Here is a 12,099-nt window from a genome sequence, read left to right as displayed (position 1 = left end):
GCGGCGTCGCCGCCCGTTCAGCGACGCGCCGCGACGCCCTCCTCCGCAGGCGCCGGCGAGACGTGCAGCGTGTCGCGCAGCGGGATCGCGCGCAGCAGCACCGACGCCACGATCGCGACGACGACGATCGGCACCGCCGCGAGGAACACCCCGCTCAGGGCGTCGGCGAGCGCCCGGCGGACGACCTCCTCCGCCCCCGCGGGCAGACCGGCGAGCGTCGTGGGGTCGAGGACCGACTCGGCGCCCAGGTCGGTCGGCGCGTCGCCGCCCGCGGGCAGGCGCTCGGCGATCGCCGGCCCCAGGCGCGCCGTCATGACGGCGCCCAGCAGCGCGATGCCGACGGTCGCACCGACGTTGCGGAAGAACTGGACGGACGCCGTCGCGACACCCAGGTCGTCGCGGCCGACGACGTTCTGCACGACCAGGGTGAACGTCTGCATCGCCCCGCCGATGCCCAGGCCGATGACCACCGTGGCGGCCGTGAGCTGCAGCGGCGACGAGCCGTAGCCCGTCTGCGTGAGCAGGCCGAAGCCGACGAGCATGAGCAGGGTCCCGCCGACGACGTACCGCTTGTAGTGCCCGTACCGGGAGATGAGCAGGCCCACGACGATGCCGACGCCGATCATCGTGACGCTCATCGGGACCAGGATGGCGCCGGACTGCGTGGCGTCGACGCCGAGCACGCCCTGGGCGTACACCGGGATGTAGAAGACGACGCCGAACATCGCCATCGCGATGGTGAGGCTCGCGACGTTGGCGAGGGTGAACACGGAGCTGCGGAAGAGCCGCAGCGGCAGCACGGGCTCCTCGGCCCGCTGCTCGACGAGGACGAACGCCGTGAGGAGCACCGCCCCGGCACCGATCAGCCCGAGGAGGACCGGGGACGACCAGGCGTACGTGGTGCCGCCCCACGACGCCGCGAGGAGCAGCGCGACGAGTGCCAGGGTCAGCGTGACGATCCCGGCCACGTCGATGCGGACCCGGCGCCGGGTGTGCGGCAGGTGGAGGTTGCGGGCGACGAACACCAGGGCGGCGATGCCGAAGGGCAGGCCCGCGTAGAACACCCAGCGCCAGCCGACGTGGTCGGTGAGCCAGCCGCCCGCGAGCGGCCCGGCGACGGACGTCACCCCGAACACCGCACCGACCCAGCCCTGGTACCTGCCGCGCTGACGCGGCGGGACGATGTCGCCGATGATCGTCTGGGAGAGCGTCATGAGCGCGCCCATGCCGAGGCCCTGCACGGCGCGCGCTGCCACGAGCCACCAGAAGGACGGCGCCGCGCCCGCGAGCGCCGCCCCGGCCATGAAGACGACGAGGCCGCCGAGGTAGAACGGGCGCCGCCCGTACAGGTCCGACAGCTTCCCCACGACCGGCACGACGACGGCCGCCGTGAGCATCGCGGCCGTCGCGAGCCAGCTGTAGCTGTCGATCCCGCCGAGCTCCGCGACCATGACCGGCAGGGCCGGGGAGACGATGGTCTGGCTGATCCCCGCGACGAACATGCCGAGCAGCAGCCCGATGAACACGAGCCGCATCGGGGGCGTCAGGCCGGTGAAGGGCTGCGGCGCCGCCGGCACGGGACGTGGCGGCGCGGGCGCGGCCGCCGCCGACGCGGTCAGGGCCGTCGGCACGGCAGGTGCCGTCGCAGGCGCGACAGGGGTGGTGGTGGGCTGCACGCGGGGGCGTTCCTCGTCTCGTCGTCGTCCGTGGGCGGGGCGCGGCGGTCCGTCGCTGCACCCGGGTGCCAGTAAAACATGCAGAGTCTGCAACTTCGCAGCGTGCGCAGTCATTCCCGCTCTACGCTGGGCCCGTGACGCCCGACGTGGACACCGAGCGCGAGGGACTGCGCGAGCGCAAGAAGCGCCTCACGCGCCACGCGCTCCGCATGGCCGCCCTGACGCTCGTCGCCGAGCGCGGGCTGGACGCGGTGACCGCGGAGGACGTCGCCGCCGCCGCCGACGTGTCGCCGCGCACGTTCTTCAACTACTTCGCGTCCAAGGAGGAGGCCCTCGTCGGGAACGACCCGGCGCTGGTGGCGTTCCTGCGCGAGGACCTCGTCGCCCGCCCGCCGGACGAGGAGCCGCTGGAGGCGCTCCGTGCGGTGTTCCTCGACTACGCCGACGGCTTCCGGTTCGACCGGGAGATGTGGAGCCTGCGGCTGCTCGTCATCGACCGGAACCCGAGCCTCCTGCCCGCTCTCATGGGCGCGACCGCGGAGCTCGAGCGCGTGCTGGCGGAGGCGGTCGCCGAGCGCGTCGGCTCCCCGCCGGCCGACCCGTACCCCGCACTGGTCGTGGCGGCCGCGACCGCCGCCGTCCGCACCGCGACGCGGCACTGGGGCGCCGTCGACGCCGGCCCGGGCCTGGTCGAGGTGATCACCGACGTGTTCGACGCGCTGGCCCGGGGCCTCACGCCGCCCTGACGCTGTCCGGGCGCCGGCTCAGGGCTCCCGCACGCCCGGCTCCACGCCGGCCGGATCCGGCTCCCCGCTGGCGCTGGGCTCCACGAAGAGGGCGAGCAGCTCGCCGACGTCGTGCCCCGCCTCGCGCGGGTGACGGAACTCCAGGTCCGGGTGCACGGAGTACTCGTTGCGCCGACCGACCCGGGTACGGGTGACGAACCCGGCCTTCTCGAGGTCCGCGAGGATCCCCTGGGTCGCGCGCTCCGTGATGCCCACGAGGGCACTGAGGTCCCGAACCCGCGCCTGCGGGTCCCGCGCGACGGCGATGAGCACGCGCGCATGGTTCGTCAGGAACGTCCACGTCCTCGTGGTCGCCCCGCCCTCGGTCCGCACGCGTCCCACTCTACGGAACCCTGTCGCATGCAGTTGATTTCATGTGTTTGCCTTCTGCTATGGAATCGATCGACGCGCTCCTCGCCGGGCTGCCCGCCGCCGTCCTCCTCCTCGCCGCCGCGCTCCCGACGGCCCGCGGCCGCACCGCCGTCGGCGCGGCGGTCGTGGCCGTCGCCGCTGCCGTGTCCGTCGCGGCACTGGGAGCGCTCGAGCCGTACCGGGCCGCCGTCGCGGTCCTCACCGCGCTGCTCGCCCTCGTGCTCACCCGCTTCTCCCTGCGGCACCTCGACGGAGACCCCGCACGGTCCCGCTACGACCGGCTCCTCCTCCTCACCGCCGGGTCGGCCGTCCTCGCCGTCACCACGCAGGACCTGCTCGTCCTCGTGGCCGCCTGGGTCCTCACCGGGGTCGCCCTCACCCCGCTCGTCGGGCACCACGACGGCGCCGGGGCCGCGGCGTCGGCGCGGGCCGTCGCGGCCCTGCGTCGCAGCCGTGCCGTCGGGGACGGAGCCCTCGTCGTCGCCGTCGCCCTGCTCGCGACGTCGGCGGGCAGCACCTCCCTGCCGGCCGTCGTCGCCTGGGCCGAGGGCACCGACTCGCCGGTCCTCGTGGTCGCCGGTGGGGCGCTGCTGGTCACCGCGGCCGCGCGCGCCGGCCTGCTCCCCTTCGCCCGCTGGGTGCCCCTCAGCGTCGTGGCGCCCGCACCCGTCTCCGGCCTCCTGCACGCCGGCGTCGTCAACGCACCGGTCGTGCTCCTGCTCCAGCTCCACCCCGTCTGGGGCGACGGCGCCCTCGCTGCGGTGCTGGCCGCGGTGGGGCTTGCCACCGCCGTCGTGACCTTCCCGCGCCTGCTCGTCCGGGCGGACGCCAAGACCCGCCTCGCCTGGTCGACGACAGCCCAGATGGGCTTCATGCTCACGCTGCTCGCCGTCGGCGCGCACGCCGCCGCGGTGCTGCACCTCGTCCTGCACGGCGCCTACAAGGCCACCGCGTTCCTCGCGGCGGGCGACCAGATCTCGCGTGCCCGCCGCGACCCCGCGCCGACGACGACGCACCGCACCCGCGCCCTCGGCGCCGTCGTCGGGCTCACCGCGGGCGCGGTCCTCGTCGCCGCCGACGGCGGCCTGGGCCACCCGCTCACGGCCGCGGCGGTCCTCGTCGCGGCCGCGGCCGGCGGCCACGGGCTGCTCGCGCTCCGGGCGCCGCTCCCTACCCGCCTGGCAGCCGGTGCGCTCGGCGTCGCGGCGCTCGCGCCGACGCTCGCCGGCGTCCGGCTCCTGGCCGACGTGCTGGGCCTGCCGCTCGAGGCGGACGGGCCGCTCGCCTGGGCGGCGGCGGGCGTCGTCCTCCTCATGGGGGTCGCCGGTGCCTGGGTGCGCTCCGCACGACCCGTGCCGCTGTGGGCGGTGCTGCACCGCCAGGCCGACCCGGTCGTCCCGCGCGTCCCCTCCCCCGCCCGCCGAGGGACGGCGGGCGAGACGCTCCCCGACGCGCCGGCGACGACCGACGGGGCTGCGCCCGCCACCGCGAGCGCGCTGCTGGAGCGCGCCCGCCGCTCATCCGCCGACGACCGCGTGTCCGCGCAGGTCCACGCCGCCGCGCAGGCCGTCCCGCCCTCGTGGGGGTGGCAGCAGTTCGTCGCGACGAACCCGTTGCTGCCCGATGCGGAGCGTGGCTTCGCCGCCGCCGTCCGTGCTGCGGCGGCTCGCGGGCGGACGCCCGTGCCGGGGCTCGAACGCTCGCCGTCGAGCGCGGCCGACGACCCGCGGGCCACGGACGGTCTCGACGTCGTCGACGCCCTGCTGAGCTCCTGGCTCGCGGCATGGACGGACACCGGCGACACGCCGTGGCCCACTCCTTCCCGCGACCGCGACCTGTGGGCGTGGTTCCGGGAGGTCGCGGTCCACGAGCCGTCGCTGCGCCGCGCCCTGGTGCGTGCCGGCGCGGTGCCCGCCGGCGCCGACGCCGAGACGGTCCGGAGCGCGCTCCCGGGCGCGGCCGCCGACCTGCTCGGCGCACTCCGCGCGCCGGGCGCTGACGTCGACCTCACGCCGTGGGCACGCACGGCCCTGCTCCGGCTGCCCGGCTGGGCCGGGTTCCTCGGCCGGCGCGGCACGACCGCCGCGGCGCTGGACAGCACCGCGCTCGTGGACCTCCTCGCCGTGCGGGCCGTCGCCACGCTCGCCGTGACGGGCGCGCTGCCGGACCCCCGCACCGCCGTCGACCGCACGGTGCCGGCCGGGCACGTGGGCCGTGACGCCCCGGCGGCGGAGGCGCGGGCCGTCCGGACCCCCGACGACGACCTGGTGGCCGCCGCCCTCGCGTCGCTCGACGAGCACGAAGCCGCGCTCCGCGCGGGCCTGCTGGAGGTGCTGGACGCGGACGGCGCCGCGCTGAGCGGCGTGGGCCGTGGGCCGGGCGCGCGCGCGTCGGCGGACCTCGTGTTCTGCATCGACGTCCGCAGCGAGCCGCTGCGGCGCCACCTCGAGGCGGTCGCCGACGTCCGGACGGTCGGCTTCGCCGGCTTCTTCGGGTTCGCCGTCCGGCGCACGTGCGGCACGGGCCACGCCGCTCGTGCCGCCGACCGCCTGCCCGTGCTCGTCGCGCCCACGGCGAGCGTCCGGGAGGACGTCGTCGTGGAGCCCGGCGTGGGCGCGCTGCTGCTCCGCGCGCTGCGGGGGGCGCTGGACGCGCCGGGCGGCGGGTTCGCCGCGGTCGACGTCGCCGCGATCAAGGGTGCCGTCACCGTGGCGCTCACCCTGGTGCCGTCAGCGCGCGCGGTGCCCGACGTGCCGGTCGGGGAGCTCGTGGCCGACGGCGAGGCGTGGCCCGGGCTGGTCGACGCCGCCGTGGGCCTCGTGCGGGCGACGGGACTGCACGGTCCGCGGACCGCGCCCGTCGTCGTCCTCGTCGGGCACGGGAGCACCTCGACGAACAACCCTGCCGAGGCCGCGTTCGACTGCGGGGCGTGCGGCGGCAGCCGCGGCGCGTTCAACGCGCGGCTCGCGGCCGCGACCCTCAACGCGCCCGCCGTGCGCCGGCGGCTGGAGCAGGAGGGCCTCGCCCTGCCGGAGGACACCGTGGTCGTGGCAGCCGAGCACGACACGGCACTCGACACCGTCCGCGTCCACGCCGGGCGGCCCGCCCCCGACACCGCCGGCCTGGTCGCCGCCCTGGCGAGCGCCGGGGCGCGGACGGCAGCCGAGCGGACCACGCGCCTGCCCGGCGCGCCGAGCGGGCTGGTGACGCCGGAGCGCGCAGCGCGGCACGTGCGCCGTCGGGCGCTGGACGGCAGCGAGGTGCGGCACGAGTGGGGCCTCGCGGGCAACGCGTTCTTCATCGCGGCACCGCGGGACCTGACCCGCCGGGTGGACCTGGGCGGCCGGTCGTTCCTGCACGAGTACGACGCTGCCGCGGATCCCGACGGCGCCCTGCTGGAGTCGATCCTCACCGCACCGCTCGTGGTCGCGCACTGGATCAACGCGCAGTACCTCTTCTCCGCGGCCGACCCGCAGCACCTGGGCTCGGGCACGAAGACGGCGCACAACCCGGTCGGCGCGCTGGGCGTCCTGGCCGGTCCGAGCGGTGACCTCCTCACGGGCCTGGCGGAGCAGTCGGTCCGGCACGGCGGGGTCGCGGTCCACGACCCCGTCCGCCTGCTCGCGGTCGTCGCGGCCGAGCCGCAGGCGATCGACGCGGTGCTGGGCCGGCACGCGCACGTCGCGAGTCTGGTGACCGGCGGGTGGGTGCACCTCGTGGCCCTCGACCCGCGCGACGGCGCAGCCCTGCGGCGCACCGCGACCGGGTGGGTGCCCGAGGCCGTGCGCCGCGGGGACGAGGACCACGACGGGCGGTTCGCCGACGCCGTGCGCGGCTGACCGCCACGGGCCGGGAGGCGGACGGGCCGGGGGGCGGACCGGGCCGGCGCGATCAGGTCGCGTCGGCCCCGGTCGTCGCGGGGCCCGGGTCCGCGGGGAGCAGGACCGTGCTGAACAGGCGGCGCCGTCGTCCCGGTGCGGGCTCGTGGGCGAACCGTGGGAGCAGCACGTCCCGGAGCTCCTGGACCATCTCCTCGAGCTCCGCGTCCGAGAGGTGCACCGCGTGTGTCCGGTACCCCACGCCGTCGCGCACCGGGTCGACGTCGCCGGCGGCGAGGTAGCGGTCGGCGTCGCCGAGAAGCCCGAGGGTGAAGACGAGGAAGGCCTGGCGGTGCTGCTCGACGGTCATGTCTGCGGCGGCCGCGGCGTCGACGTAGGCCGCACCCTCCTGCAGGCGGTAGGTGCGTTCGACGGCGCCGCGCACGCGGTGCTCCGCGGCGACCTCGAGCACGCCGCCCTCTACCAGGACCGCCACCTGCCGGTACAGGGTCGCGGTCGGCACGTCGGCGAGCTCCTCGCGCAGCGCCGAGGTCGTCAGCGCCCGTCCGCCGAGGAACGCCTGCGCGATGCGGAGGCGCACCGGGTGCAGGACCACGTCCACGGCGCTCATCGGCATGTCCGCCACCCTACGTCGCTGTCTCATGGTTGACAACATTCTCAATTTCGAGAACAGTTGCGCTCATGGCCACCGTGCAGCTCACCACCGACCTACTCACCGTCCGCCTCAGCCGGTCCGAGAAGCTCCTCGGGCTGCTCCGGGACGCCGACGTCCCGCTCTCCGCCGTGCGCACCGTGGAGGTCGTCCCCGACGGCGCCGCAGCAGCACGCGGGCTGCGGGCACCGGGACTCGGCCTGCCCGGGATCCGCCTGGTCGGCACCTGGCGCGGCCGAGGCCGGCGTGCCCTCGTCACCGTCCGCGGGCGCCGTCCCGCCGTCCGCGTCGAGCTCGAGGGCCAGCGATGGTCGGAGCTGCTCCTGGGCGTCGACGACGCCCAGACCGTCGCCGACGCGATCCGGTCCGCCGCCGGATCGCTCCGCTGACCGGCCCGCCCACCGCCGTCGCCTCGCCCTCCCCAGGAGAGACCGTGACCTCCACAACCGCCGTCCGCTTCCGCTCCGCCGGCGAGACCCTCGTCGGCACCCTCACCGTGCCCGACGGCGACGGACCCTTCCCGGCGGCGCTCGTGCTGCCCGGTTCCGGACCGGTCGACCGGGACTCCGACGCGCGGCAGCTGCGCCTCGGGATCACCCGCGAGGTCGCCGGGGCCCTCGGTGCGGCAGGCCTCGTCACGCTGCGGTACGACAAGCGGGGCGTCGGTGAGAGCACCGGCAGCTTTCTCGCCTCCGGGCTGACCGACCTCGCCGACGACGCCCGCGCCGCCCTCGCGGCCCTGCGGGCACGCCCGGAGGTCCGCCCGGACCGGGTCCTGCTCGTCGGTCACAGCGAGGGTGCGATCGTCGCGTCGATGGTGGCGGCCGGATCGGACGACCTCACCGGCGTGGCGCTGATCAGCGCGTCCGCCACGCCCGGCGAGGAGCTGCTGAGGTGGCAGGCCGCGCGGATCGCGCCGACGCTGCCGGCGCCGGTGCGCCTGCTCCTCCGGTTGTTCCGGACGGACCTGGTCCGGCAGGTCGCCAAGAACCACGACCGCGTGCGCGCCACGACGACGGACGTCGCCCGGCTCGGCGGGCGACGGATCAACGCGAGGTGGCACCGGGAGTTCATGGCCCACGACCCGCGCACCGACCTCGCCCGCGTCACGGCACCGGTCCTCGCCGTCACCGGCGCCAAGGACCTCCAGGCGCCGCCGCACGACCTGGAGGTGATCGCGGCGACGGTGGCGGGTCCGGTCCGGACGGTCCTCGTCGACGACGTCAGCCACATCCTGCGGAGCCGGCCCGGCGCACCGACCCTCGCGACGTACCGCAAGGACGCCCGGCGCCCGGTCGACCCGCGGGTGCTGGAGGCCGTCACCTCGTGGGCGGGCGCCCTCGTGCGGGCCTGACCGGTGTTCGACGGGCGGCGCGGACGGCGCGGGCGGACGTCAGGCGTACCGGGCGTCGTCGACGACGAGCCGGATGAAGGCGCCGTCGGTGTGGAACGACTCCCCGGGGCCGTAGCCCGCGACGACCACGCGCGGGACCGTCACGCCGTCGACCGTCCACTCCTCCTCGCAGACCGCCCCGAAGGGGTGGAGCTGCCACGGCCCGCCGTCCACGCTCGCCCACCGCGGCATGGTGCCGCGCAGCAGCCGGCCCTCGCCGTCGACCCGCACCGTGAGCTCGTGCCGGTGACCGAGCAGCTCGACCGCACCGACCGCCTCGTCGTCGGACAGGGCGGACCAGCTGACGCGCGGGTCGAGCGCGGCAGCGGGCACGAAGCAGATCTCGCTCGCGGCACGCGCGACGGCGCTGCGGGCGAGGTCGGGCCCCGTCGCGTCGACCACGGGGACGAGACCCAGCAGACGGTGACGCATGGCTGCGCGGTCACCGACGAGCGCGTCGTGCCCGACGAGCGGGAGCCCGAGGACCCTCGTGCGCACCGGCCACACGTACCCGCGGAACGGGTCGAGCGCCTGGACCGACCGGAACGGCCACCACCGCCCGCGCAGGCGGATCTCGCCGTGCTGACGCATGACGACGGACCGGTGCAGCACCACGCCGGGCCGGAGGGCATGGTGCATCCACCGTTCGACCGCAGCCGGCAGCCCGTCCGTCATGGCGGGGTCGAACTGCACGTCCCGCCCGGCGGGCGCGCCCAGCACCCGCCGCCAGTCGGCACGGAGGGCACGCGGGACCTCGTCGAGGAGCGCTGTCACGGGGCCACGGTCGCGCCGTGGAGGGCGTCTGAAAAGGGACCTCGGTCCCTTCCCACGGGCCGGGGAAAATGCGTCTCCCGCGCCCCGTCGGAGAACGTGTCGAAGCGGTGTAAACCATGCGTGACGTGGCCTGACAAGGGTGAAAGCCATTGTCGGCGCCCTTTCGGGTGATCTTGTCCGTTTTGCCCGTGTGAACTTCACCCGAACCGCGCGGAAGTCGTAGACCGGACGGGCGAAACCCGCGAGGATCACCTCACGGCCGCGCCCTGCCGGCCGACTTCACCACTGATGGCGATCGCACCGCTCCGGGTCAGCTCGGAGAGGTGGCAGGGGACGGCCCGCCGGGCCGACGAACGCCTGGACCGAGAGGGCTAACGATCATGGACAAGTGGCGCGCAGCTAAGGACAGCACCATCGCTCGGATGTCGGTCAGCGCAGCGACGCTGGTGGCAGTCGCCGCGGCCGTCGGCGCAGGGCATAAGTGGTTCTGAAGCACCACTCTCCGGAAGGCGGGGCCGCGTGAGACGCTCGGCCCCGCCCTCTCTGCTCATCCCCTACGTCGCGGTCATCTGCGTCGTCGGGTTGGCGTTCCTGGTCTTCGTCGTCCTGCGCGCCGAGTGGTCCGCACTCACCGCGACGGCAACGCTGCCCATCGCATTCCTTGCTGTCGCCGCTGTCGTCGGTGAGGCACGACCTCTTCCGATCTCCCGTGGCGAGGTCACGGTCGAGACGATCTCCACGTCGGCGCCCTTCATCCTCGCGCTGCTCGCTGTGGGCGGCGTGGGCGTCGCTGCCGTCGTGCAGGCGGCTGCCAGCATCGCGGACGATGTGCTGAACAGACGCCCCGCGCACAAGTCGGCCTTCAACACGGCCCAGTACTCCATCAGCGTGGTCGTCGGCGCATGGGTCTTCACGACGCTGGCCGGCGTGCCGTTCTTCCACCCGCACGTCGTGGTCACCATGGGCGAGGTGGGCCACCTCCTCGTCGCCGGCGGCGCGATGATCGTCACGAACAGACTCCTCGTGGCGATCGTCGTCGCCCTCGCCGCCCGACAGAGGATCATCGCGATCCTCCGGGAGGACGGCGCCTTCGTCCTCGCCACGCACATCGTCCTGCTGTGCATCGGTGGCGTCGCGGCTGTCGTGTCGGAGTTCGGTGTTCCTCTCCTCGTCCTCCTGGGCCCTCCCGTCGTCGCGGTGTACCTGACCGCCGCGGCGAGCGTGCGCAACGCGTTCCAGGCGACACACGACTCGCTCACCTCCCTGGGCAACCGTGATCGTCTCCTCAGCCGACTGGGTCACGCCCTCGATGCGACCGCGGACGACAGGGGAACCGGGCCAGGCCTCGTCCTCCTCGACCTCGACCACTTCAAGGACATCAACGACACCTTGGGTCACCCGGTCGGTGACCGACTGCTCCGGCAGGTCGCGGACCGGCTTCGGACCGCGCTGGACGACGACCGTGACGCCAGCCGACTCGGTGGCGACGAGTTCGCCGTGGTCGTGGACGGCGACCTCGAGGAGACGCTCGCGGTCGCGCAGGCGCTGCTCGACTCGCTCGAGCAGCCCATGCGGATCGGTGAGCTCGAGCTCCTGGTCCGCGCGAGCGCCGGCGTCGCGGTCGCCCCCGCGCACGGCACCGACGCCGAGACGCTCATGAAGAACGCTGACATCGCGCTGTACCACGCCAAGCTCGAGCGGGACCGGATCAGCGCCTTCTCCCCCGAGTTCGACGTCAACACCGTCGACCGGCTCCAGCTGCTCGCCGACCTGCGGACCGCCCTGGACACCGACCAGCTCGCCGTCGCGTACCAGCCGCAGGTCGACCTCACCACGCGCCGCACCGTCGGCGTCGAGGCCCTCGTGCGCTGGAACCACCCCACCCGCGGCTTCGTGCCGCCGGACGACTTCATCCCCCTCGCGGAGAACTCCGGGCTCATCGGTGAGCTCACCACGTACGTGCTCGACGGCGCACTGAGCTCCCTGGCGGAGTGGCGCACCCGCGGCCACGACGTCCTCCTCGCCGTGAACCTCTCGGCACGCCACCTGTCGGACCTGGCCCTCCCCCGCTCCGTCCGCGAGGCGCTCGCCCGCCACGACGTGCCCGCCTCCGCGCTCATCCTCGAGGTCACGGAGACGGGCATCCTCTCCGACCCCGCCCGGGTCGACGCCGTCATCGCAGCGCTGCGGGAGACCGGGGTCGCGATCGCGGTGGACGACTACGGCACCGGGCACGCGTCCCTCAACTACCTCAAGCGCCTGGAGATCGACGAGCTGAAGATCGACCGCTCGTTCGTCAGCGACATGGGCAACGACCACCACGACTTCGTCATCGTCCGCTCGACCATCGCGCTCGCCCGCGACCTCGGCCTCCGGGTGGTCGCCGAGGGGATCGAGGACGAGGGAACCGCCCAGACGCTGCACGGGATGGGCTGCCACGTCGGGCAGGGCTACCACCTCGGCCGCCCGACGACCCCCGAGGCGATCCTCGAACGCCTGGACGCGGAGGACACCGTGGCGTCGGTCCCGACCGCCCGGTCCGCGAGAGACTGACCCGACGGCCGACGACGCCCCGGGCGACGTCGGCGCCGCCCGAGTGGGAAGGTCC

9 protein-coding genes are annotated in these 12,099 nt (G+C 75.1%); 5 read left to right on the top strand and 4 right to left on the bottom strand.

Annotation, left to right across the window (positions count from 1 at the left end):
- Positions 1–17: 17 nt before the first annotated feature.
- Positions 18–1,676, bottom strand: a complete 1,659-nt coding sequence (locus LG379_RS04640; protein ID WP_225753425.1) for an MDR family MFS transporter — start codon at positions 1,674–1,676, stop codon at positions 18–20.
- 134 nt (positions 1,677–1,810) lie between these two features.
- Here LG379_RS04640 and LG379_RS04635 point away from each other — a divergent pair, with 134 nt between their 5' ends.
- The gene (locus tag LG379_RS04635; RefSeq protein WP_225753424.1) at positions 1,811–2,422 is read left to right on the top strand and encodes a TetR family transcriptional regulator; all 612 of its coding nucleotides are present in this window, start codon (positions 1,811–1,813) and stop codon (positions 2,420–2,422) included.
- A gap of 18 nt (positions 2,423–2,440) precedes the next feature.
- Here the strand turns inward: LG379_RS04635 and LG379_RS04630 are convergent, their stop codons facing one another.
- Entirely contained in the window at positions 2,441–2,794 is a 354-nt protein-coding gene (locus tag LG379_RS04630) for a helix-turn-helix domain-containing protein (protein ID WP_225753423.1), read from the bottom strand.
- 59 nt (positions 2,795–2,853) lie between these two features.
- Between LG379_RS04630 and LG379_RS04625 the strand changes: the two genes are divergently transcribed.
- On the top strand, positions 2,854–6,672 hold the full coding sequence (locus LG379_RS04625) for a putative inorganic carbon transporter subunit DabA (protein ID WP_225753422.1): 3,819 nt from the start codon (positions 2,854–2,856) through the stop codon (positions 6,670–6,672).
- Between the two features lie 52 nt (positions 6,673–6,724).
- Here LG379_RS04625 and LG379_RS04620 read toward each other — a convergent pair whose 3' ends face one another.
- Positions 6,725–7,288 (bottom strand): helix-turn-helix domain-containing protein, encoded by a 564-nt coding sequence (locus LG379_RS04620; RefSeq protein ID WP_225753421.1) that lies wholly within the window; start codon positions 7,286–7,288, stop codon positions 6,725–6,727.
- Between the two features lie 65 nt (positions 7,289–7,353).
- Between LG379_RS04620 and LG379_RS04615 the strand changes: the two genes are divergently transcribed.
- Positions 7,354–7,713, top strand: coding sequence for a hypothetical protein (locus LG379_RS04615; protein WP_225753420.1), 360 nt, complete (start codon positions 7,354–7,356; stop codon positions 7,711–7,713).
- A gap of 44 nt (positions 7,714–7,757) precedes the next feature.
- Positions 7,758–8,678, top strand: coding sequence for a S9 family peptidase (locus tag LG379_RS04610; RefSeq protein ID WP_225753419.1), 921 nt, complete (start codon positions 7,758–7,760; stop codon positions 8,676–8,678).
- A gap of 39 nt (positions 8,679–8,717) precedes the next feature.
- Here the strand turns inward: LG379_RS04610 and LG379_RS04605 are convergent, their stop codons facing one another.
- Positions 8,718–9,491 (bottom strand): DUF6544 family protein, encoded by a 774-nt coding sequence (locus tag LG379_RS04605; RefSeq protein WP_225753418.1) that lies wholly within the window; start codon positions 9,489–9,491, stop codon positions 8,718–8,720.
- 519 nt (positions 9,492–10,010) lie between these two features.
- Here LG379_RS04605 and LG379_RS04600 point away from each other — a divergent pair.
- The gene (locus LG379_RS04600) at positions 10,011–12,044 is read left to right on the top strand and encodes a bifunctional diguanylate cyclase/phosphodiesterase (protein ID WP_225753417.1); all 2,034 of its coding nucleotides are present in this window, start codon (positions 10,011–10,013) and stop codon (positions 12,042–12,044) included.
- The last annotated feature ends 55 nt before the right edge of the window (positions 12,045–12,099 follow it).

The organism is Actinotalea sp. Marseille-Q4924, from assembly GCF_916618755.1.
GTDB lineage: Bacteria > Actinomycetota > Actinomycetes > Actinomycetales > Cellulomonadaceae > Actinotalea.
Note: the sequence above shows the minus strand (reverse complement) of the source record. Positions and strands in the feature narration are given on the sequence as shown.